The 20,915-nt window shown below is 71.9% G+C and carries 19 protein-coding genes and 2 pseudogenes; 9 read left to right on the top strand and 12 right to left on the bottom strand.

The genetic code is table 11. The features are described from left to right. From ACFWGJ_RS26130 to ACFWGJ_RS26120, 3 genes are all read right to left on the bottom strand, one after another. A partial coding sequence (locus ACFWGJ_RS26130; RefSeq protein WP_387328951.1) for an MHYT domain-containing protein occupies positions 1-490 on the bottom strand: 490 nt, incomplete at its 3' end. Between the two features lie 202 nt (positions 491-692). Then, the gene (locus tag ACFWGJ_RS26125; protein ID WP_387328948.1) at positions 693-1,490 is read right to left on the bottom strand and encodes a VOC family protein; all 798 of its coding nucleotides are present in this window, start codon (positions 1,488-1,490) and stop codon (positions 693-695) included. A gap of 189 nt (positions 1,491-1,679) precedes the next feature. After that, positions 1,680-2,039, bottom strand: coding sequence for a metalloregulator ArsR/SmtB family transcription factor (locus ACFWGJ_RS26120; protein WP_189774439.1), 360 nt, complete (start codon positions 2,037-2,039; stop codon positions 1,680-1,682). 68 nt (positions 2,040-2,107) lie between these two features. On the opposite strand from ACFWGJ_RS26120, the gene ACFWGJ_RS26115 reads away from it, so the two are divergent. Further along, a complete protein-coding gene (locus tag ACFWGJ_RS26115; RefSeq protein WP_387328945.1) occupies positions 2,108-3,268 on the top strand; it encodes a cation diffusion facilitator family transporter in 1,161 nt (386 codons plus the stop codon). Positions 3,269-3,272: 4 nt separating this feature from the next. Here the strand turns inward: ACFWGJ_RS26115 and ACFWGJ_RS26110 are convergent, their stop codons facing one another. Together ACFWGJ_RS26110 and ACFWGJ_RS26105 are read right to left on the bottom strand one after the other, a co-directional pair. After that, entirely contained in the window at positions 3,273-3,830 is a 558-nt protein-coding gene (locus tag ACFWGJ_RS26110; RefSeq protein ID WP_387328942.1) for a YbaK/EbsC family protein, read from the bottom strand. 70 nt (positions 3,831-3,900) lie between these two features. Further along, entirely contained in the window at positions 3,901-4,473 is a 573-nt protein-coding gene (locus ACFWGJ_RS26105) for a helix-turn-helix domain-containing protein (RefSeq protein ID WP_387328939.1), read from the bottom strand. 93 nt (positions 4,474-4,566) lie between these two features. On the opposite strand from ACFWGJ_RS26105, the pseudogene ACFWGJ_RS26100 reads away from it, so the two are divergent. After that, positions 4,567-5,417, top strand: a pseudogene (locus ACFWGJ_RS26100) (EamA family transporter). A 232-nt stretch (positions 5,418-5,649) separates the two neighbouring features. Here the strand turns inward: ACFWGJ_RS26100 and ACFWGJ_RS26095 are convergent. After that, entirely contained in the window at positions 5,650-6,414 is a 765-nt protein-coding gene (locus ACFWGJ_RS26095; protein ID WP_387328937.1) for an acyltransferase, read from the bottom strand. Between the two features lie 131 nt (positions 6,415-6,545). Here ACFWGJ_RS26095 and ACFWGJ_RS26090 point away from each other — a divergent pair, with 131 nt between their 5' ends. Beyond that, positions 6,546-7,031, top strand: a complete 486-nt coding sequence (locus ACFWGJ_RS26090) for a hypothetical protein (RefSeq protein ID WP_387328935.1) — start codon at positions 6,546-6,548, stop codon at positions 7,029-7,031. A gap of 13 nt (positions 7,032-7,044) precedes the next feature. Continuing rightward, on the top strand, positions 7,045-7,494 hold the full coding sequence (locus ACFWGJ_RS26085) for an RDD family protein (protein WP_387328932.1): 450 nt from the start codon (positions 7,045-7,047) through the stop codon (positions 7,492-7,494). 17 nt (positions 7,495-7,511) lie between these two features. Here ACFWGJ_RS26085 and ACFWGJ_RS26080 read toward each other — a convergent pair whose 3' ends face one another. Continuing rightward, positions 7,512-8,909 carry an MFS transporter gene (locus ACFWGJ_RS26080; protein WP_387328954.1) on the bottom strand — a complete coding sequence of 466 codons (1,398 nt, stop codon included), beginning with the start codon at positions 8,907-8,909 and terminating at the stop codon, positions 7,512-7,514. Positions 8,910-9,049: 140 nt separating this feature from the next. Here ACFWGJ_RS26080 and ACFWGJ_RS26075 point away from each other — a divergent pair, with 140 nt between their 5' ends. Further along, positions 9,050-10,792 carry a SulP family inorganic anion transporter gene (locus ACFWGJ_RS26075; protein ID WP_387328930.1) on the top strand — a complete coding sequence of 581 codons (1,743 nt, stop codon included), beginning with the start codon at positions 9,050-9,052 and terminating at the stop codon, positions 10,790-10,792. A 45-nt stretch (positions 10,793-10,837) separates the two neighbouring features. On the opposite strand, the gene ACFWGJ_RS26070 is transcribed toward ACFWGJ_RS26075, so the two are convergent. Then, complete coding sequence (locus ACFWGJ_RS26070) at positions 10,838-12,310, bottom strand: alpha-amylase (RefSeq protein ID WP_387328928.1); 1,473 nt, start codon at positions 12,308-12,310, stop codon at positions 10,838-10,840. Beyond that, on the bottom strand, positions 12,307-15,018 hold the full coding sequence (locus tag ACFWGJ_RS26065; RefSeq protein ID WP_387328926.1) for a glucosidase: 2,712 nt from the start codon (positions 15,016-15,018) through the stop codon (positions 12,307-12,309). The genes ACFWGJ_RS26070 and ACFWGJ_RS26065 overlap by 4 nt, the downstream gene beginning before the upstream one ends. A 175-nt stretch (positions 15,019-15,193) precedes the next feature. On the opposite strand from ACFWGJ_RS26065, the gene ACFWGJ_RS26060 reads away from it, so the two are divergent. From ACFWGJ_RS26060 to ACFWGJ_RS26050, 3 genes are all read left to right on the top strand, one after another. Further along, the gene (locus tag ACFWGJ_RS26060; protein ID WP_387328924.1) at positions 15,194-15,748 is read left to right on the top strand and encodes a DUF1269 domain-containing protein; all 555 of its coding nucleotides are present in this window, start codon (positions 15,194-15,196) and stop codon (positions 15,746-15,748) included. Further along, positions 15,748-16,230, top strand: coding sequence for a DUF1269 domain-containing protein (locus tag ACFWGJ_RS26055; RefSeq protein ID WP_387328921.1), 483 nt, complete (start codon positions 15,748-15,750; stop codon positions 16,228-16,230). Before ACFWGJ_RS26060 ends, ACFWGJ_RS26055 begins: the two co-directional genes overlap by 1 nt. A 229-nt stretch (positions 16,231-16,459) precedes the next feature. Further along, positions 16,460-19,087 carry a LuxR C-terminal-related transcriptional regulator gene (locus ACFWGJ_RS26050; RefSeq protein WP_387328919.1) on the top strand — a complete coding sequence of 876 codons (2,628 nt, stop codon included), beginning with the start codon at positions 16,460-16,462 and terminating at the stop codon, positions 19,085-19,087. 21 nt (positions 19,088-19,108) lie between these two features. Here the strand turns inward: ACFWGJ_RS26050 and ACFWGJ_RS26045 are convergent, their stop codons facing one another. Together ACFWGJ_RS26045 and ACFWGJ_RS26040 are read right to left on the bottom strand one after the other, a co-directional pair. Beyond that, a complete protein-coding gene (locus ACFWGJ_RS26045; protein ID WP_387328917.1) occupies positions 19,109-19,591 on the bottom strand; it encodes a LuxR C-terminal-related transcriptional regulator in 483 nt (160 codons plus the stop codon). A gap of 111 nt (positions 19,592-19,702) precedes the next feature. Beyond that, entirely contained in the window at positions 19,703-19,999 is a 297-nt protein-coding gene (locus ACFWGJ_RS26040; protein WP_387328915.1) for a hypothetical protein, read from the bottom strand. A gap of 194 nt (positions 20,000-20,193) precedes the next feature. Here ACFWGJ_RS26040 and ACFWGJ_RS26035 point away from each other — a divergent pair, with 194 nt between their 5' ends. After that, complete coding sequence (locus ACFWGJ_RS26035) at positions 20,194-20,655, top strand: hypothetical protein (protein WP_387328912.1); 462 nt, start codon at positions 20,194-20,196, stop codon at positions 20,653-20,655. Between the two features lie 7 nt (positions 20,656-20,662). Here the strand turns inward: ACFWGJ_RS26035 and ACFWGJ_RS26030 are convergent. Continuing rightward, positions 20,663-20,915: pseudogene (locus ACFWGJ_RS26030) on the bottom strand (diacylglycerol kinase); the annotation flags it as partial.

Below are 20,915 nucleotides of genomic sequence, written 5' to 3'. Positions count from 1 at the left end.
CCCAGAGCGCGGCGGTCGCGGCGACGACGGCGATCAGGACGGAGAGCGCGACGGTACGGGCCTCGTAGCGCAGGTCGCCGTTCAGACGAATGGCCGCCATGCCTATGTAATGCATGGCCGCGACCCCGAGACCGGTGAACGTGCCCGCGATCAGCAGCGTCGTCGTGTTCGCGCCGCGATAGCCGACGGCGAAGACGCCGACACCGACCACGGCGATCGCCACCGCGAGACTGAGAAGCGTGAGGCCGACGTCGTAACGGATACGGCTTTCCTCGACCTGGAATCCGATCATGGCGATGAAATGCATCGTCCAGATGCCGCAGCCGATCGACGCGGCCCCGAGCGCGAGCCAACCCGGCCTCCACGACTGGTCGTTGCGCAGGGAACGGGTGATGCAGCGCAGCCCCAGGGCGGCTCCCAGGCAGGCCATGACATAGGCCGCGAGCGGTGTGACCAATCCATAGCTGAATCCGTCGACCGTGCCTTGCATATGCCAACATCCCCCCGGAATACGACTGTTGCGGGGACATATGTATGCGCCACAACGGGGCGTCAGCAAGGGGTTTCGTGCAATTGCAGCCAACGGAATTCCCTGTCGGCCACTTCCGGTCACGAAAAGACTTTATCGAGCCGGAGGGAATCATTCTGGTGGCGCGGCCCGGGACCGCGGCCCCTCGGTTCGGGGCCCGCCCTCAGACCTGGGGCTTGGACGTCACCGTGAACTGCGCCCCGTCGGGGTCCCGCAGCACCGCCTCCGTGGAGGTCGCGCCGTCCCGGACCGTACCGCCGTGCTCCAGGGCGGCGCGGATGCAGGTCTCGACGTCCGAGACGGCGAAGTGGACCTGCCAGTGGGGCCGGATAGTGGGATCGGGAGCGGCCTCCACCGCGCCGGAGTGGATACGGGCCACCACGTCGCCGTCGCTGCGCAGGACGACCTCGTCCCCGTCGTAGTGCACCTCGCAGCAGCCGGGCCGCGAGGTAGCCCACTCCAGCACCTCGCCGTAGAACATCGCGGCGTCGAAGGCGTTGCGCGTGTGCAGTCGCAGGAAGGCGGGGGCGGCGCGGCGCCAGGTCTCCCAGCCGGCGACGAGCTGGCCCTCCCAGATGCCGAAGACGGCTCCGTCGCGGTCCGCCAGCAGGGCCGCCCGGCCCGGCGGGAAACCGATGGGCCCGACCGCCGCCGTACCGCCGCGCTCCTGGCCCCGGGCCACCGCCTCGTCGGCGCTGTCCACGGCGAAGTACGGGGTCCAGGCGACGGCCATCTGCCACATCGTGGCCACCGCCGCGATACCCGCGACCGGCACCCCGTCCGCGTAGGCGATCCGGAACCGGTCCATCAGCGCGGTCGTCCGGAACCGCCACCCCAGCACCGCCTGGTAGAAGTCCTCGGCGGCCTGCTGGTCCCGCGCCGTGAGGCTGACCCAGCACGGGGCTCCCGCGACCGAGTGGCTGGAGACGACGTCGTTGCGGACTCTTGCGTCGCTGTTCATGGCAGTACCGTTCCTGAGTCGTGCCGGGGGGTGTGGGCGGCACCCGGCAGCGTCGAGAGCGCCGGCCGGGCCGTGGTGCCGTCTTCCTCAGCATCCCCCGCCCGTGCCTCCTTCGCCCGGAGGCGGGCGGGGTCCCACGCCCCGAGTACCCGGCGCTCAGGCCCGAAACAAACCGGCACCCAGGACCGCTCAATCGTGCGCCGGCCTGTCCCTCAGCCGGTGGTCGGCCAGATTCAGCGCCTCGTCGACGACCCGCCGCAGATGCCCGTCCCGCAGCGAATAGATCACCCGGCGGCCCTCCTTACGTGTGTTGACGAGGCCCGCGAGCCGCAGCCGCGCCAGGTGCTGGCTGACCGCCGGACGGGCGGCCCCGCACCGCTCCGTGAGGGTCGTGACGTCCGCCTCGTCCTCGGCCAGGGCGTGCAGCAGGACGAGGCGGGTGCGATCGCCCAGGAGGGCGAAGAGTTCGGCGGCGAGGGCGAACTGCTCCTCGCCCGGTGTGCGCGGGTGCTCATCGTGCGCAGGTGACAGGTGCATGCGTGCGCTCATACGCACATAATGGCCCGGTGGGGCGATCGCGTCCACCTCGTTCATGGACATCCCGGGAAGGGGAGCATGTGAGCACCGAGCACGACCACGGGCACGAGCGGGCACACGGGCATGGGCACGGGAGCGAGCACGCGCAAGGGCACGGGCACGGGGGTGGGCGGGAGCGGGCACACGCTCATGGGCATGAGGGTGGGCACGGACACGCGCACCTCTCAGGGAGTGCGGCCCGGGCCGGGCACCGGCTGCGGCATCGGCTGGCCCACCTCCTCACCCCGCACTCCCACGCCACCACCGACAAGGTCGACTCCGCGCTGGAGTCCTCCGCCCGCGGTATCCGTACGCTCTGGATCTCGCTGGCCGTCCTCGGCGCGACCGCCGCCGCCCAGGCGGTCGTCGTCGCCCTCTCCGGCTCGGTGGCGCTGCTCGGCGACACCGTGCACAACGCGGGGGACGCGCTCACCGCCGTACCGCTCGGCATCGCGTTCGTCCTGGGCCGGCGGGCGGCGGACCGCCGGTTCACCTACGGATACGGCCGGGCCGAGGACCTGGCGGGGCTCGTGATCGTGCTGACGATCGCGGCCTCCGCGGTCTTCGCGGGCTGGACGGCGGTCGACCGGCTGCTCGACCCACGCCCCGTCGAGCATCTGCCGGTGGTCGCGGCGGCGGCCGTCATCGGCTTCGTGGGCAACGAGTGGGTGGCCCGCTACCGCATCCGCGTGGGCCGCGAGATCGGCTCGGCCGCGCTGGTCGCGGACGGACTCCACGCCCGGACGGACGGCTTCACCTCGCTCGCCGTGCTGCTGGGCGCGGGCGGCGCGGCGATCGGCTGGCAACTCGCCGACCCGGTGGTCGGACTGGCGATCACGGCGGCCCTGCTGCTGGTGCTGCGCGACGCCGCGCGCGAGGTGTTCCGCCGGGTCATGGACGCGGTCGACCCGGCCCTGCTCGACGCGGCCGAGGACGCGCTGCGGGACGTACCTGGGGTACGCGGGGTCGGCGAACTGCGGCTGCGCTGGATCGGCCACCGGCTGCGCGCCGAGGTGGCCGTCGTCGTGGACGGGGAGTCCAGCGTCCGCGAGGCCCACCAGGTCGCGGTGGCGGCCGAACACGCCCTGCTGCACGCCGTACCGGGCCTCACCGCGGCCCTCGTACACGCCGATCCGTCGCCCGCGCCGGGCGAGTCGGACCCGCATCTGGCGCTGGCCCATCACGCGACGGGGCAGGGCTGAGCGGTCAGGCGTTCCCCAGCCCCTCCAGGACCACGGCGTTCGGCAGCTCGGCGAAGGCCTTGCCGGGCACGAGCAGCTTTCCGCGCCGCCGGCCGCTGCCCACCAGGACGTACGGCAGGTCGACGACGGCCGAGTCCACCAACAGCGGCCAGTGGGCGGGCAGTCCGAGCGGTGTGATGCCGCCGTACTCCATCCCGGTCTCGCCGGTCGCCGTGTCCATCGACGCGAACGACGCCTTGCGCGCGCCGAGTTGCCGCCGGACCACGCCGTTCACGTCGACGCGGGTGGCGGACAGCACCACGCACGCGGCGAGCGTGGTCTCCCCGCCGCGTTTGCCCGCGACGACCACGCAGTTCGCGGACTGCCCGAGGAGTTCCGGGCCGTAGTGCTCAAGGAAGGTGGCGGTGTCGGCCCACTCCGGCTCGGTGTCCACGTACACGATCTGCTCGGCGGGGACGCTGCCGCGCCAGTCGCGTACGGCGTCGGCGACCGGGCGGGTCAGCACGTCGAGGCGTTCGGTGGCGGGCGTGGCGTCGTCGAAGTGTCCGAGGGGTGCGCGCATGACGGCACGCTAACAGCCGCGCGGACGGCACCCGCGGCGGGCTTGAGGGACTGGGCGCGGGCCGTCGGACTCAGTGCACGCCGGGGACCGACACCGCCATGACCATCTCCACCGGTACGTCGCCCGCGTTGCCGTACGTGTGGGGGGTGTTGGCCTCGAAGGAGGCGCTCGAACCGGCCGGGACGCGGTACTCCGTGCCGTCGACCGTGAGCGCCAGCTCGCCCTTCGTGACGTGGATGAGTTCGACCGTGCCCGTGGGGTGCGGGTCCGAGGGGCTGCCCTCCCCCGGCATCAGCCGCCAGTCCCACATCTCCAGCGGGCCGGGGGCCTCCGTGCCCGCGAGGAGGCGGTTGTAGCTGCCGGCGTCCGTGTGCCAGAGCCGTACGGCCTGCTCCGCCGGGACGATCCGGACCTTCGGGCCCTGCTCGTAGTCGAGCAGGGTGGTGATGCTGATGCCGAGCGCGTCGCCGATCTTCACGACCGTGCCGAGGCTGGGGTTGGTGCGGGCCTGCTCGATCTGGATGAGCATGCCGCGGCTGACCCCGGCGCGGGCGGCGAGGGCGTCCAGGGTGAAGCCGCGCTCGGTGCGCCAGCGCTTGACGTTGCGCGCCAGTGACTGGGTCAGGAGGTCGAGGTCCGACACATTCCGTCCAATATTCTGGATGACAGAGTCTAATGAACTGAACTACGGTGGGGTGCACCGGATTGTTCATCGAACTGTACTGCGAGGCACGTGATGACAGCACTGTTCGCCCTGGCCACCAGCCTCCTGTGGGGGCTGGCCGACTTCGGCGGCGGTCTGCTGACACGGCGTACGCCCGCGCTGACGGTGGTGGTCGTCTCGCAGTCGATCGCCGCGGTGGTGCTGGGCGCGATCGTCCTCGCGACCGGTGCCTGGAGCGAGACGGGGCCGCGGCTGTGGTTCGCGGTGGCGGCCGGGCTGGTCGGGCCCGTCGCGATGCTGGCCTTCTACAAGGCACTCGCGCTCGGGCCGATGGGCGTCGTCTCCCCGCTCGGTTCGATCGGGGTCGCCGTGCCCGTGGGGGTCGGGCTCGTCCTCGGGGAGCGTCCCGGACTGATGCAGTTCGTGGGGATCGCGGTCGCCGTCGCGGGGGTCGTACTGGCGGGCGGTCCGCAGTTCAGGGGGGCGCCCGTGCAGCGGCAGGCCGTGCTGCTCACACTGCTCGCGGCGTTCGGGTTCGGCGCGGTGATGGCGCTGATCGCGGAGGCGTCGTCGACACTCACCGGGTCTTTCTGGCGCTGTTCGTGCAGCGCGTCACGAATGTCGTCGCCGGTGGGGCGGCGCTGTGCGTGTCCGTACGGCGGGGGCGGGTGGCTCCGCCTCGGGTCTCCTGGCGGGCGGTGCCGGCGTTCGCGTTCGTGGGGCTGGCGGATGTCGCCGCCAACGGCACGTATGCGCTGGCCGCTCGGCTTGGGCCGGTGACTGTGGCCGCGGTTCTCGCCTCGCTGTATCCGGTGGTCACCGCGCTGGCCGCGCGGGGGGTTCTGCGGGAGCGGTTGCGGGGGGTGCAGGCCGCTGGCGCGGGGCTTGCGGTGGTGGGGAGCGTGTTGCTCGCCACGGGGTGAGCCGACCGGTTGGCCTCGGGCCCCGCGGGGGGTGTGTGCGTCGGCTGCGGGTGCGTCGTGGCTGGTCGCGCCGTTCCCCGCGCCCCTTGGGGGGTGGGTGGCTGGGGATGCGTCCTGACGCTCGCGTGCGTCGTGGCTGAGCGCGCCGTTCCCCGCGCCCCTTACAGGGCCCGTCAGGTCTGTGCGTCGGCCTCGCGTGCGTCGTGGCTCAGCGCGCCGTTCCCCGCGCCCCTTACGGGGCGTCCTCTATTGCTCTCAGGGCCTTGATGCTCTGTTCGTCCAGTTGTGACAGGGCCAGGAGTTGTTCCGGGGTGATGTCTGCGGGGATCGGGGTCGGGGCCGGGGTGCGCAGTGGGGGCTGCCAGCCTTCGGTGGGGGTCCAGCGGCGGACGACACGGGCCGGTGCCCCCGCCACCACCGCGTGGTCGGGGACCACGCCGCGTACCACCGCGCCGGCCGCCACGACGACGTTCCGGCCGATCCGCGCCCCCGGCAGGATCACCGCGCCCGTGCCGATCCAGCAGCCGGGGCCGATCTCCACCGGTTCCATCCGCGGCCACTGCTTGCCGATGGGCATCTGCGGATCGTCGTACGAGTGGTTCGTGGACGTCACGTACACATAGGGCCCGAAGTAGCAGTCGCTGCCGATCGTGACCGTCGTGTCGGCGATGACATGGCTGCCCCGGCCGAGGACGACACCGTCGCCCAGGCGCAGTATGGGCTCCGCACCGAGGTCGAGGTCGGGCATCAACCCGGCGGTCAGCGTGACCTGTTCGCCGATGATGCAGTGGTCGCCGAGGTGGATCCACGGCTCGCCGAACACCGTGCCCTGCGGGAAGGCCAGCCTGGTGCCCGTCCCCATCGCGCCGAACCGCAGCCGTCCCGGCCGCTCGGCCGTCACCGCGCCGGTCCGCTGCACCCAGGCCCAGCCCGCGTGGACGGCCCGCTGGACGAGGCGGCTCCGCCGGGACGAGAACGTGTTCTTGCTCTTGGGCACCCGCTCACCGTACTCAGCGTCGCGTCCGCCCAAGAGCTCGTACCCCTGTGATCTTCGCCCCACCGCCACCGACCTGCGCTTCACCCGCCACGGATGATGCGCTCGCGCCCCGTCGGGGGTGCGCTGGCGCCATGACCCGGTACCGCGTTCTTCATCCCTTCGACACGGCCGGACGCCTGGCGCGGTTCGCGCTGGGGACCGCCGCCGACGTCGCCGACGCGGTGATCCGCGCGGTGACCGCCGCGGTCGTCGACCGGATGGATCTCGACGAGCTCGTGGCGCGCGTCGACGTGAACCGGGTCGCCGAGCGCGTCGACGTCGACCGGATCGCGGCCCGGCTGAATGTCGACGCCGTGCTCGACCGTGTCGATCTGGCCGTTCTCACCAAGAGCGTGCTGGAGGAGATCGACCTGGGCCGTATCGTCCGCGACACCGGGGGCGGTATGGCCGACGAGACGGTCCACGGGCTCCGGGCCCGGAGCATGCGGGCCGACCGGATGGTGGACCGCATCGCCGACCGCCTGCTGCGCAGACCCGACATCGGTCAGGGGCCGGAGCAGGCATCGGCGGTGGTGTCCGTGTCCGTACCTGAACCGCCCCGTGCGCGGACGCCCTGACCGGGAGGGCACCGTGACGGGGGCGGAGCGGGCCCAAGGCCCGCGCGGGGAGGCCGCGGGGCTCGTGTCGCGGGCCCTGGCGGGCCTCGTCGACGTGTTCGTGATGGCCGGGCTCGGGCTCGCCGTGCAGCTCGGGGCCGGTGCCGTGCGGCTGCTCGTCACCGGGCCGCCGTTCCGGCTGCCCGACCCACCGGTCTGGCTCTCGGGTCTGTGCGGCTGGACCATCGCCCTGCTCTATCTCGCCGGGAGCTGGGTCGTGACCGGCAGCACCGTGGGCGGCCGGCTGCTCGGTCTGCGCGTCACCCGCCGCTCGGGCAGGCTACCGGGCGTTCTGCGCGCCCTCGCGCGTGCCGGGCTGTGTCTGGTGTTCCCCTTGGGCCTGCTGTGGATCCCGGTGAGCAGGCGCCGTGCGTCGGTCCAGGATCTCGTCCTGGCCACCACCGTCCGCTACGACAAGGTGTGACGAGCCGTCACCAGTGTTCACGCGACGGGCTGCTGCCTGGGCAGCAGGGTTGCGGCCGTGAGTCCGCCCAGGCCCACGAAGGCCAGGACGCCCAGAGCCACCGCGTACGGGCCGGCCGCGGGGTCGGCGACCAGGATCGTGCCGGCGATCGCCGTACCGAGCGACGAGCCGAGGTTCGACACACTGCGGGACAGTCCCGAGATCTCGCCCTGCCGGTCCTCGCCGAAGCTCGACTGGACGACGTTGACCGACGGGGTGAGCATCACGCCGAGCCCCAGGCCGATGAGGAGCAGTCCGGGGGTGAAGGCCCACACGCTCGGCGAGCCGGAGGCCATCGCGATCAGCAGGCCGATCCCGCAGATCGTGACGCCGAAGCCCACGACGATGAGCGTCCGCTGCGGCCACCGCTTCACCAGGCGCTCGGCGGCGAGCGAGGCCGCGAGGATGCCGAGGGTGGCGGCGGTGAAGATCGCCCCGGTCTCGATCGCGTCGTACCCGCGTACGACCTGGAGATAAGCGGCGACCACGAACGACACCCCCATCAGCATCAGCCACTGGGCGTGCTGGGTGACGAGCCCGAGGTTGGACGTGCGGTCGTGGAACAGGCTCGTCGAGAACAGCGGTTCCCGGCCGGAGCGTTCCTTCGCGCGCACCCAGCGGAAGAGCCACACCAGGACGAGCGCGCCGAGCACCAGCAGGCCCGCCATCAGCCAGCCGTTGTCGTCGGCGGCCAGGATGCCCATGACGACGAGGACGAGGCCGACCGCGGACAGGACGGCTCCGCCGGTGTCGAAGTGCCGGTCCGGCTCCGGCGGCAGGGGGTCCCGGACGTGGCGGCTCAGCAGGATGATCAGCGCGACCACCGCCGCCTGGAAGCCGAAGGCGGCCCGCCAGCCGATCGCCGAGGTGATGAGCCCGCCGATCAGCGGTCCCGCGGCGGCGCCGATGCCGCCCAGCGCCATGACGGTCCCGAACGCGTGGGCCCGGGAGGTCACGTCGGGGAACAGGAGCGTGGTGAGGATGTAGACGGGCGGGATGAGCAGGGCCGTGCCGATCCCCTGGAGGATCGAGTAGCCGAGACCGAGGATGCCGAGGCCCGGCGCGAGTGCGCTGAGCACGGCTCCCACCCCGTAGACGACGAGACCGGCGAGGAAGCAGCGTTTGCGGCCGTAGCGGTCGGTCAGCTTTCCGCCCGGGATCATCAGCGCCGCCATCGTCAGCAGGAAGACCGTGATGACGGTCTGCACGCCCTGGACGGTGGTGTCCAGGTCCTCGCTGATGTCGTTGATCATGACGTTCATGTTGGAGCCGGCGTAACTGCAGATGAACTGCGCGAGCGCGAGCGGGGCCAGGACGCGTCGCGCGGGGCGCGATGTCCGTCCCGGTGACCTCGTTTCAGGGGGTTTCGGTGGCATGGCCATGTCGGCTCCCGGACGTTCGGATGCGGATATCGTCCGTGGCGGCTGATCGCCCGTCATCACCCTTGCGAGGTGACGACGGGTTCGTGTGCCACGGAGTAGATGTCGATGAGCGAGGGACCGGGCGGAGGGCCGCGATGCCAGGTGACAGGAAGAGCGCTTCGAGCGTCCCGCCCGGGCTGCGTACGCTCCTGGCCTACCGGCGGGAGTGGCTCGTCAAGGACGTGGTGGCGGGCGTCGTCCTCACCACGCTGCTCGTGCCGCAGGGCATGGCGTACGCGGAGCTGGCAGGACTGCCCGCGATCACCGGGCTGTACACGTCCGTGCTCTGCTTGCTCGCCTACGCCGTCTTCGGCCCGTCCCGCATCCTGGTGCTCGGCCCGGACTCCTCGCTCGGCCCGATGATCGCCGCCACGGTCCTGCCCCTGATCGCCGCGGGAGGGGACAGCACGCGGGCCGTGGCGCTCGCCTCGATGCTCGCGCTGATGGTCGGGGCGATCACGATCCTGGCGGGGGTGGCCAAGCTGGGCTTCATCGCCGACCTCATCTCCAAGCCCACGATGATCGGCTACATGAACGGCCTGGCGCTCACCATCCTGATCGGGCAGCTGCCGAAGCTGTTCGGCTTCAAGACGGACGCCGACGGGCTGCTCGCCGAGGTCGGGGGCTTCTTCCAGGGGCTGGCCGACGGGAAGGCGGTGCCCGCCGCCGTGGCGGTGGGCGTCACGGGGATCGTGCTGATCCTGGTCCTGCAGCGCTGGCTGCCGAAGGTGCCGGCGGTCCTCGTCATGGTGCTGCTGGCGATCACCGCGACCTCGCTCTTCGACCTGGGCCGGCACGGCGTCGGTCTGGTCGGTGAACTCCCCCGCGGTTTCCCGCCGCTGACCTGGCCCGGCATCCGCTGGGACGACCTCGGCCCGCTCTTCGTCGGCGCGCTGGGCATCGCGCTCGTCTCGCTCGCCGACACCATCTCCAACGCGACGGCGTTCGCCACCCGCACCGGCCAGGAGGTCCGCGGCAACGAGGAGATGGTCGCGATCGGCGCGGCGAACATGGCGGCCGGGCTGTTCCAGGGCTTCCCCGTCAGCACGAGCGGGTCACGCACGGCCGTGGCCGAACGGGCGGGCGCCCGGAGCCAGCTCACCGGGGTCGTCGGGGCCGGCCTGATCGTCCTCATGCTGGTGCTGCTCCCCGGGCTGTTCCGCAATCTGCCCCAGCCCGCGCTGGCCGCCGTGGTGATCACGGCGTCGCTGTCCCTGGCCGACCTCCCGGGGACGGTACGGCTGTGGCGTCAGCGCAGGACGGAGTTCCTGCTGGCGATGGCGGCCTTCCTCGGGGTGGCCCTGCTCGGTGTGCTGCCCGGGATCGCGGTCGCCGTCGGGCTGTCCATCCTCAATGTCTTCCGGCGGGCCTGGTGGCCGTACAACACCGTTCTCGGACGGGTGCCTGGGCTTGAGGGCTACCACGACGTCCGCTCGTATCCGCAGGCCGAGCATCTGCCCGGACTGGTGATCCACCGCTTCGACGGTCCGCTGTTCTTCGCCAACGCCAAGGCGTTCCGCAACGAGGTGACACGGCTGGCCCTCGGCGAACCGCAGCCCGTCTGGGTGCTGATCGCGGCCGAGCCGGTGACCGACGTGGACACCACGGCCGCCGACGAGCTGGAGGAGCTGGACGAGTCGCTCAACGAACGCGGCATCAGCCTGGTGTTCGCCGAACTGAAGGACCCGGTGCGGCGCAAGATCGAGCGGTACGGACTGACCCGGACCATCGAGCCGGACCACTTCTTCCCCACCATCGAGGCCGCCGTCGCCGCCTACCGGGAGAAGACCGGCGCCCGGTGGGCGTCGACGGATCGGCCGACGCCGCCAACGGACTGACAGGACTGAACCGTCCGGCGCCGCCTCAGGACTGAACCGGCCGGCCTAGCCGACGGACAGGACGTGCGTGCCCCAGGCGTCCAGGTCGACGAAGAGTCCGGGACCGGTCAGTTCGGCGCCTGAGCGCGGGTAGCGGGCGGCGTCGAGCAGGCTCGTCAACGTCCGCTCGCCGGGGCCGAGTTCGGGCCACGGCAGGCGGATCCTCGCCTGGGCCCGGTGGTCGGAGAGGTTGACCACCGTCAGGAAGCGGCCCGCCGCGCCCGACCAGCCCCAGGCGAGCAGAGCGCGGTGGGAGGGGTTGTCGGGCCAGCCCTCGCAGTCGAGGAGCCGCCACTGCCCGGTGCGCATCCCGCTGCGGTGGACGGCGCCGAGCAGCCTCTCGTGGAAGGCGCGCAGCGCGAGGTCCGGTGTCTCGTCGGGCCGTCGGTCCAGGAAGACCGGCAGCCGGGTGCGGCGCCCGGTGAACTGGCCCTCGTGCCACAGGGTCGCCCCGGGCAGGGTGGCGATCATGACGGCCGCGGCCCGTTCCTTCGCCGGGTCCATCGTGGCCGCGGCCCGCGGCTCGTCGTGGTTCTCCAGGAAGCGTACGAGTTTGCGCTGGTAGGCCTCGTCCGCCGTGAGGTGTCCGCGGACGGACTCGGGGCTCTCGTGCAGCAGCCGGTCGTAGAGCCGTTTGTCGTAGCAGAAGTCGAAGCCCTGCTGCTGCAGGTCGAACTCGCGGTCCCAGTACGCCTCGGCGGCGAAGACCATGCCGGGATGCGCGCGTCGTACGCCGGTGATGACGGTGGGCCAGAAGTCCTCCGCGGGCCGCTCGCCCGCCCGCTCGCCCCAGGTGCGGGCGAAGACGTCGTTCATCATCAGCATCGCCATGTCGCAGCGGACCCCGTCGCACTGGTCGCCGATCCGCATGAGGACGTCCGTGGTGGCCGCGCGCAGGGCGGGCTCGAAGGCGTTGAGCTGCACCACGTCCGGCCAGGGCGGGAAGAAGGGGTCGCGGCCACGGGCCAGGACCTGGCCCGCGACGGAGAGGTAGGCCGCCGGATCGCCGCGCAGGTCGTCCTCGCTCCCCCGGACGAAGTACTCGGGGTGCTCGACCGTCCAGGGGCTGTCCGGCGCCACGTGGTTGGGCACGTAGTCGAGGAGCAGCGCGATGCCCCGGCCGGCCAGTTCGGCGCGTGCGGCGGCGAGTCCCACGCTCCCGCCGAGGTCCCCGTCGACCTCGTAGCGGCGGATGCAGTACGGCGATCCGGCGATCTCCTCCTCGTGGAGGTCGGGCACGGCCCGGGTGAAGGCGGCGCGCAGGGACGGGTCCCGCAGCGCGATGTCCCGGCCCTGCGGGCTGCGCTCCCACACGCCCATGAGCCATACGGCGTCGACGCCGTGCGGGGTGATCTCGTCCCAGGCGTCCTTGGGGACGTCGCCCAGTCCCCCGTGGCGGCCGGTCCGCCGCTCGATCTCGCGGAGCCAGACACGTGTGTTGACCTCGTGGACGACGGGCTGTGCGGGGATCGTGCTCATGGTGTCCCCTTCTTGGCTCGGCCGGTCAGGAAGTCGTTCGGGGTGAGCGTGCCGAAGACCGTCATCAGTGTGGCGACCAGTCCTGTCCAGCCGGTCTGGTGGGCGGCGCCCATCCCGGCGCCGTTGTCGCCGTGGAAGTACTCGTAGAACGAGATCAGGTCACGCCAGTGCGGGTCGTCCTGGAGGATCGGCTGGCCTCCGTGGCAGGGCCTGTGTCCGTCCTGTCCGCGCAGGAAGAGCCGGGTGAGCCGCTCGGAGATCTCCCGGGCGACCTCGAAGAGGGTCATGCGGACGCCGGACCCCGTCGGGCACTCCACGGTGAGGTCGTCGCCGTAGAAGCCGTACAGGTTGAGCAGCGCCCGGACGACGAGGGCGTTCATGGGGAACCACACGGGTCCGCGCCAGTTGGAGTTTCCGCCGAACATCCCCGTGTCCGACTCGGCGGGCAGATAGCCGACCCGGTACTCCTCGCCGCGCACCCAGAAGCGGTAGGGGCGTTCGGCGTGGTGGCGGGAGAGGGACCTGATGCCGTACGGGCTGAGGAACTCCTCCTCGGACAGCAGGTACGAGAGCACCCGGAGCAGTTTCTTCTCGTCGACCACGGACAGCAGCCGCGGGCCGCCCGTCGTGCCCGCCTGGACGGAGGTGAGCGTGACGGAGAGCGAGGGGTGGCGGTCCGCGAAGCGGCGCAGCCGGTCGCCGAGACCCGACACCCTGGCCAGCTGGGACGGGCGGAAGACGGTGGCCGCGCACAGCGGGAGCAGTCCGACCATCGAGCGGACCTTGAGCCGCACGGCCTGGCCGTCGGGCAGCCGCAGGACGTCGTAGTAGAAGCCGTCCTCCTCGTCCCAGAGTTCGTCGCCGAGGTCGCCGACCCGGTCCATGGAGGCGGCGATCCACAGGTAGTGCTCGAAGAACTTCAGGACCAGTTCCTCGTACGCCTGGTTGTGCTCGACGAGTTCCACGGCGATCTGCAGCATCGCCTGGCAGTAGAGGGCCATCCACGCGGTGCCGTCGGCCTGTTCGAGCCGGCCGCCGGTGGGCAGGGGTGCGCTGCGGTCGAAGACTCCGATGTTGTCGAGGCCGAGGAAGCCGCCCTCGAAGACGTTGCGGTCGTCGGGGTCCTTGCGGTTGACCCACCAGGTGAAGTTGGTCAGGAGTTTCTGGAAGGCGCGCTCCAGGAACTCGCGGTCGGCGCGGCCGGTGGTGCGCTCCTCCATCAGATAGACGAAGTACGCGGCCCAGGCGTGCACCGGCGGGTTGACGTCGGCGAAGTTCCACTCGTAGGCCGGGATCTGGCCGTTGGGGTGCAGGAAGGTGTCCTTGAGGAGCAGTTCGAGCTGTTCCTTGGCGAAGCGGACGTCCACGGTCGCGAGGGCCACGGTGTGGAACGCCAGGTCCCAGGCGGCGAACCAGGGGTACTCCCACTTGTCGGGCATGGACACGATGTCGTCGCTGACCATGTGGAACCACTCGCGGTTGCGCACACCGGGCCGCGGCATGCTCCATGGGTCCAGGCCGTGCTCGGCGAGCCAGGTCTCCAGGTCGAACAGGTAGTACTGCTTCGACCAGAGCATCCCGGCGAGCGCCTGCCGCTGCACCCGGGCCCGGTCCTCGTCGGCGCCCTCGGGGGTCAGCTTCCGGTAGAAGGCGTCGGCCTCGGCGATCCGGTCCTCGAACACGGCCTCGAAATCCCGGGGGTCGAAGCCGGGGTCGCCGGCCGGCCACGCGTCCGTGGGCGCGATCCTCAGCCGCAGGGTCGCCGAACCGCCCGCGGGGACGGTGAGCGTGTGGTGCGCCGCCGCCTTGGTGCCCTCCCGCGCCGGGTTGACGGCTGCCCGCTCCCCGTCGACCACGTACCTGCCGATGCCGTCCTTGACGTACGGGGAGGGGTTGGGGGAGCCGAAGAGCCGCTCGGCGTTCGTCTCGTTCTCCGTGAACAGCAGCGGTGCCTCTTCCCCGAACCGGCATTCGTAGCCGCCCAGTTGCGGGTGCTCGGCGCGGATCGCCGTCGTGCCGCCCGGACCGCCGGCCGCGCTCAGCCGCGGTTTCGGGGCGTCACCGGCGTCCTGCCACGACCAGGTGTTGCGGAACCAGAGGGTCGGCAGGACGTGCAGGACCGCCTCGTCGGGGCCGCGGTTGTCGACGGTGATGCGGGCGAGCACGTCGTCGGACGTCGCCTTGGCGTACTCCACCGTCACGTCGAAGTAGCGGCTCTCGTCGAAGACTCCGGTGTCGAGGAGTTCGTACTCGTACTCCTGCCTGCTGCGTGCGCGGTTGACGGCCACCAGGTCGTTGTACGGGAACTCGGCCTGCGGGTACTTGTACAGGTACTTCATGTAGGAGTGGCTGGGCGTGCTGTCGAGGTAGAAGTAGTAGTCCTTGACGTCCTCGCCGTGGTTGCCCTCGCCGTTGGTGAGGCCGAAGGCGCGCTCCTTGAGGATCGGGTCGCGGCCGTTCCACAGGGCGAGTGCCAGGCACAGCCGCTGCTTCTCGTCGCAGATGCCGCCCAGTCCGTCCTCGCCCCACCGGTAGGCCCGGGAGCGGGCGTGGTCGTGCGGGAAGTAGGACCACGCGTCACCGCCGTCGCTGTAGTCCTCCCGGACCGTTCCCCACTGACGCTCGCTCAGATAGGGGCCCCACAGCCGCCATCGGCCTCCGTCGTCGCCGGTCGGACCGATCCGCTCGCCGCTCGTCCGCGCGTTCATCCTGGCTCCCTGTGACAGGCCTACCGGGGCCTGCGTCAGTCTGTCCGGCCCCTCCAGCCGGTGCCTCACCTGCCGCGGGTGAGGGCCCCGCGGCCCGGCCCTCACCTGTGGCGGGTGACGCGCGGCGGGCCACGAGGCGGCTGGATGGAGGCGGACCACGTCGAAGGGAGCGGTCATGGTCAGGATCGGACCTGTGCAACTGCTGACGGTCGAGTTCGGACCCGACGCGAAGTTCGAGGGAAGGATCATCGACGAGCTCGTGGCGCTCGACCGCAGCGGCCAAGTCCGCTTGCTGGACCTGCTCTTCGTACAGAAGGAGGCCGACGGAAGTCTCGTCACGCTCGACTACCAGGCGGAGGGCATGGGGCAGACCGTCGCCGCGCTGCTCGGCATCTCGCGCGACGTGCTGGAGGGCGCGGAGGCGGAGTTCCCGTCGCTGGCCGAGGGGAACGCCTTCGGCCTCGCCCCGGACGACATCCTGGGCCTGGCGGGGCAGCTGACCCCGGGGACCGCCGCCGGCTTCGTCCTGCTGGAACACACCTGGGCCAGGGAACTGAGGGCGGCGATCCGCGACGCGGGCGGCGTGCCCGTCGCGGAGGGCTTCCTCACGGAGGAGTCCCTCGGCCTGGTGGTCGTGGAAATCACCGACGCCGTCGCGCGACTGGACGAGGCGGCCTCGGAACAGAACCGCAAGGGCCGGGCATCCGGCCGTGACACCAGGAGGTCCTGATGACCGATCTCGTCGTGCTCGGCTTCTCCGACAAGGAGAAGGCGGAATCCGTGCTGCGCCTCTCGAAGGACCTGTCCAAGCAGGAACTTCTCGACCTGGACGACGCGGCACTCGCCTGGCGGACCCCGGACGGCAAGATCCATGTCCGCCAGTCCTTCAGCCCCACCGCGCACGGGGCCGCCGGGGGCGCCCTGTGGGGCACGCTCTTCGGCCTGCTCTTCCTGATGCCGGTGTTCGGTGCCGCGGTCGGCGCGGGCACGGGCGCGCTCGCCGGGAAGCTCACGGACGTGGGCATCAACGACGCCTTCATCAAGGAGATCGCGGGCACGCTCGAACCGGGCCGGGCCGCCGTCTTCGCGCTCGTCCGGCGTTCGACGCCCGACCGGGTGCGTGAGGCGCTGCGTCCGTTCGGTCCCACCGTGCTGCGCACGTCGCTGACCAAGGAGCGCGAGGAGGAGCTGGTCGCCGCCCTGCGGTCGTGACGCACGCCGAACCGCCCGGCCGAACTTCACCCGGGTGAGATGTGGCCCGCACCGGTCCGCGGCTTCCCGGTGCGGGCCACACTCTCGTCTGGCGGACGTCCACTGCGCTGGGAGCGAGGTACCACCGATGGACGAGCGGACGGAACGACGGCGCCCGCCGGACCCACCTGCCCCGCCCCCGCCGGCGCGCGTCGGGACCTCTGTGAGACGGCAGGCGCGAGCGCCCCGCATGTCCCCGCCCGGTGTGCCGCCGCTGCCGACGTGGCTTGTCCCCCGCCCCCGGCTGACGGACCGTCTCTCGCAGGGCGTGCTGGGCCCGTTGACCGTGGTCGTGGGCCCGGTGGGAGCGGGCAAGTCGGCTCTCGCGGTGGAGTGGGCGCACACCGGGCGCGCGCCGGGCCCGGTGGCATGGGTCACCTGCGACGGCGCGGAGGAACAACCGGACGTCTTCTGGCCCCGCGTCCTGACGGCGTTGCGCGAGGCGACGATCGACCTACCGTCACTCGCCGCCCCACCCCTCACGCCCCTGGGCGCAGGCGAGGACGGCGCCCAACAGGCGCCGCCACAGGCGCCCCTCAAGGGGCGCGGGGAACTGCGCGACCAGCCCCCACCGACCCGCGGCCGACGAACAACCACCAACGGCACACCCCGGGCCGCCGACGGGAACGACCCCGAACAGGCGCCGCCACAGGCGCCCCTCAAGGGGCGCGGGGAACTGCGCGACCAGCCCCCACCGACCCGCAGCCGACGAACAACCACCAACGGCACACCCCGGAGCGCAGGCCTGTACGACGCCGGCGACGACGCAGTCGGATCCCACGGCTTCCCGGCCGCAGCGATCCCACCCGCCCCGGCTGCAGGACAGCCCCTGCTCGTGGCCGCCCTAGCGGCCGGACTCGCCGCACGCGAGCAGCCCGTCGTCCTCGTCCTGGACGACTTCCAGCCGGAGAGCGGCTCACCGGTGGCCGAGGGCATGGTCAGGCTGCTCCGCCACGCCACCCCCGCCCTGCGGCTGGTCGTGGTCTCGCGCCGGGACCCGCCGCTGCACCTCCACCGCTACCGGCTGGCCGGCGACCTCACCGAACTGCGGACCGGGGACCTCGCCTTCGACGACCGGGAGACGGCGGCGCTGCTGGCCCAGCACGGTGTCGAGGTGCCCCGGCCGGTGGTGAAGACCCTGCGCGAGCGGGCGGACGGCTGGGCGGCGGGCCTGCGTCTCGCCGCGATGTCCATGCAGGGGCACCCCCACCCGGAGCGGTTCGTGGCACGGTTCGCGGGCGAGGACGAGGCGATCGTCAGCTATCTCGTCGAGGAGGTCCTGGACGGCCAGCCCCCGGCGATGCGCCGGCTGCTGCTGACGACCAGCGTGCTGGACCATCTGAACGCCGAGCTGGCCACGCAGGTCGCGGGTCAGGAGGCCGGCCGGCACTTCGCGGCGCTCGTCGCGCAGAGCTCCTTCCTGCAGCACATCGGTCACGGCTGGTACCGGTGCCACCGGATGTTCTGCGACGTACTGCGGGTGCGGCTGCGCCACGAGGCACCGGACCTCGTACCCGATCTGCACGGGCGGGCGGCCGAGTGGCTGGGCGAGCACGGGCTGCTCGCCGAGGCCGTACGCCACGCCCTGGCCGCGGACGACCGCGGCTACGCCGACCGTCTCGTCGTGCATCAGCTGGCGATCGGACAGGTCCTCGCCCTGACGAGCAGCCGGCTGCCGGACGAACTGCTGACACGGACGCCGCCCGCCGGCCCGGCGCAGGCGCACCGAAAGGCCCCCGGCCCGGAGTCCGCGCTCGTCACCTCGGCCGCCGCGCTCGCCCGGGGTGACGGACCGGCCTGCACGGAGAGCCTGGCCCTCGCCGACCGGCTGATCGAGGACCTGCCGCGGGGCGGCACCGACCGGATCGCCCGGTGCAGGCTGGCGCATTCCGTGATCCGGATGACGAGGGACCGCCCCCGGCATCCCACGGCGGCGCGGGCCGCCGCGGCGGACGCCGAACAGCTCTTCACGCGGCTGCCGCGCGGCCTGCTGGAGGACCGCCCCGAACTGGTGGCGCTGACCCTGTCGGTCCGTGGCCGCGCCGAACTGCGGGAGGGCGACCTCAAGGCGGCCGAGGCGTCCCTGACCACGGCTCTCAAGGCCGCCTGCGCCGCCGAGAACGGTGTCCTGCGCCGGGACTGCCTCTCGGAGCTGGCGCTGCTGGAGGTGCTGCGCGGACGGTTCCGGGCCGCGGACCAGTTCACCGGGCACGCCAGGCACCCCGCGGGGCAGACCTCCTCGGAGCCGGACCCGTCGCTGGCCGCGCTGCACGTCGTACGGGCCTGGATCGCTCTGACGCGCCTCGACGTGCCACGGGCACGCGGCGAACTCTCCCGGGCCCGCGCGGTGCTGCGCCAGGTGCCCGACCCCTTCGTCACCGGTGTCGCCTCCCTGGCCGCCAAACTCATGACCGCCGTGGAGACCGGCACGGCGCGTCCCGAGACCCTGGACACCATCGCCGACCTCACGGCGGACGGCTGGCTCGCCGAGGGGCTGCGGCAGTCGGTGCGGCACGCGTGCGCCGCCTGCCTCGGCGAGGCACGCGCCCGCCGCCTCCCGGCACGATCGGCGCCCGGTGTGCGCGGCATTCCGGATCCCCGGCCGCGGGACGACCGGGCCCCGGTCGAGTCGCTCAGCGCGCGCGAACGCGATGTCCTGCGTCATCTGGCGCAGATGATGACGACGGAGGAGATCGCCGACGAGCTGTACGTGTCGGTCAACACGGTGAAGACGCACCTCAAGAGCGTCTACCGCAAGCTCTCCGTGACCCGCCGGTCGGCAGCGGTACGGCGGGCCCGGGAACTCGAACTGCTCTGAGTACAGGTGCTGCTGACGTTCTCAGAGGAGCCCCAGCTGCCTCGCGCGGGCGACGGCGCCCGTACGCGACGACACCCTGAGTTTGCGGTAGACGGCCCGCACATGGCTCTTCACCGTGTTGTGCGAGACGAAGAGTTCCGAGCCGATCTGCCGGAGCGGCACGTCCTCCTGGAGCCTGACGAGCACCGCGTGCTCGCGTTCCGTCAGGAGGCCGGCCGGTGTCGCGGGGTCCGGGCGGCCGGCGTCGCCGGAGGGCACGGCGGCCAGCGCGGCCGACGCCTCGTCCAGCAACAGGTTCATACTGCGCGGGTCGCCCGACTCGGCGGCGATGTCCATCAGTGCGTCGGCGACCCACACCAGACAGGCCGCCACCACGGTGTCCGCGTCCTCGGCGGCCCGGTCCAGCGCCCGTAACTGCCCCCGCAGCACGGAGATCCGCTCGAAATCCGGCCCTTCGGAGTGCCCTTGCCTTCCTCCCCGTTCGGCCTTCAGGACGGTAGGCATGCGACTCACCTCCTCGACAGAGAGCGGGGGGCGGTACACAGCAACCGTGCGGGCTGGATCTTGGGACGGGAAGGGGCCTTAGGGCCATTTAACCCAGATGCCGGACGGTGTCTACAACGCGTTGGGGGAGGCGGGATCCGTACCGGGATCGCGTCCCTCGGGCAATCGGCGCACTTCGACCAGCTCCAGTCCGAGGGCCTGGATACGGTCCAGGATCCCGTACAGCGCTGCCTGGTCGAGCCGGGCGCCGTGCAGGACGGTCTCCGGCGGACTGACCGTGACCGTCAACTCGGCGAAGGCGGAGCGGAAGGCCTGGGAGACCCTGCCCTTGATCCGGATCTCGAAATCCCCGCCCACGGGCCGTGCCTCGCCCCGCTCGGGTCCAGGGCGTTCCTCCGCCGTTCCCATGCCGCGTCACCTCCGCTGCCCGGGGCCGGGTCACGTCCTCATTCTCACAGGCTGTGCGGAGGGCACATCACACAGCGGGGGTGACGGCGACGGCCGGCCCGGCCGCACACGGCCACAACACTCATCCACAGCGGGTGACGCTCAGCCCCTGGAAACGGCGGGATGCTCCTGCTTCCTAGAAGGAGGTACCCGACATGGCTGAGCAGACCTCGGCAGGGCAGACCCGGCAGGGCCAACCCCCGCAGGAACCCCGGATCAAGCCCCTGATGGTCGGCGGGGTCGTCTTCGCCGTCTGCATGATGGCCATCGTGGGCGCGTACCAGGTCTTCGTCGGCATGGGCGCGTTGATGGAGGACAACTTCTACACCCGGGCGAACGACTACCCGTACGACCTCAACATCAATGTGTGGGGCTGGGTCCACCTGGTCTCCGGGATCGTCATCGTGGCCGCCGCGTTCAGCGTGTTCAAGGGCAAGACGTGGGCGCGGGTCGTCGGCATCACGGTCGCCGCGCTGAGCGCGCTGGAGAACTTCTTCTTCACCCCGTACTACCCGCTCTGGTCGATCGTGATCATCGCGCTCGACGTGCTGGTGATCTGGTCCCTGGCCAGCTACGGCCACGCACAGGCCCACAAGGTCTACGGGGCGCCCATGTAGCCCGGGCTCATCCGGCCGCCCCGGCGCGTCCGGCTCCTTCGCCGGGCTCCGCCGGCCGTTCCGCCCCCGGGTGGGCGCGGCCACGGGCCGACGGCAGGGCCAGCCGGGCGATCCGGGGCCAGTCGAGCCGTGGCAGCGGGGAGCGCATGCCCGGACGCTCGCGCGGCACCAGCACGCGCAGCGCACCCGGCCGCGCCTCGCAGCGCACGGGGACGCTCAGGTTCAGTGCCTCGCCGTCGACGCCGACCGGGATCCGCTCC

The sequence above is a fragment of the Streptomyces sp. NPDC060205 genome (assembly GCF_042728395.1).
Taxonomy (GTDB): domain Bacteria; phylum Actinomycetota; class Actinomycetes; order Streptomycetales; family Streptomycetaceae; genus Streptomyces.
Note: the sequence above shows the minus strand (reverse complement) of the source record. Positions and strands in the feature narration are given on the sequence as shown.

Bases quoted from the DNA above. Each gene is read 5' to 3' on its own strand.
- ACFWGJ_RS26055 (WP_387328921.1), top strand. From the start codon at position 15,748: ATGACCGATCTCGTCGTGCTCGGCTTCTCCGACAAGGAGAAGGCGGAA.
- ACFWGJ_RS26125 (WP_387328948.1), bottom strand. From the start codon at position 1,490: ATGAACAGCGACGCAAGAGTCCGCAACGACGTCGTCTCCAGCCACTCG.
- ACFWGJ_RS26070 (WP_387328928.1), bottom strand. From the start codon at position 12,310: ATGAGCACGATCCCCGCACAGCCCGTCGTCCACGAGGTCAACACACGT.
- ACFWGJ_RS26065 (WP_387328926.1), bottom strand. From the start codon at position 15,018: ATGAACGCGCGGACGAGCGGCGAGCGGATCGGTCCGACCGGCGACGAC.
- ACFWGJ_RS26050 (WP_387328919.1), top strand. From the start codon at position 16,460: ATGTCCCCGCCCGGTGTGCCGCCGCTGCCGACGTGGCTTGTCCCCCGC.
- ACFWGJ_RS26120 (WP_189774439.1), bottom strand. From the start codon at position 2,039: ATGAGCGCACGCATGCACCTGTCACCTGCGCACGATGAGCACCCGCGC.
- ACFWGJ_RS26040 (WP_387328915.1), bottom strand. From the start codon at position 19,999: ATGGGAACGGCGGAGGAACGCCCTGGACCCGAGCGGGGCGAGGCACGG.
- ACFWGJ_RS26060 (WP_387328924.1), top strand. From the start codon at position 15,194: ATGGTCAGGATCGGACCTGTGCAACTGCTGACGGTCGAGTTCGGACCC.
- ACFWGJ_RS26075 (WP_387328930.1), top strand. From the start codon at position 9,050: ATGCCAGGTGACAGGAAGAGCGCTTCGAGCGTCCCGCCCGGGCTGCGT.
- ACFWGJ_RS26090 (WP_387328935.1), top strand. From the start codon at position 6,546: ATGACCCGGTACCGCGTTCTTCATCCCTTCGACACGGCCGGACGCCTG.
- ACFWGJ_RS26080 (WP_387328954.1), bottom strand. From the start codon at position 8,909: ATGCCACCGAAACCCCCTGAAACGAGGTCACCGGGACGGACATCGCGC.
- ACFWGJ_RS26045 (WP_387328917.1), bottom strand. From the start codon at position 19,591: ATGCCTACCGTCCTGAAGGCCGAACGGGGAGGAAGGCAAGGGCACTCC.
- ACFWGJ_RS26035 (WP_387328912.1), top strand. From the start codon at position 20,194: ATGGCTGAGCAGACCTCGGCAGGGCAGACCCGGCAGGGCCAACCCCCG.
- ACFWGJ_RS26110 (WP_387328942.1), bottom strand. From the start codon at position 3,830: ATGCGCGCACCCCTCGGACACTTCGACGACGCCACGCCCGCCACCGAA.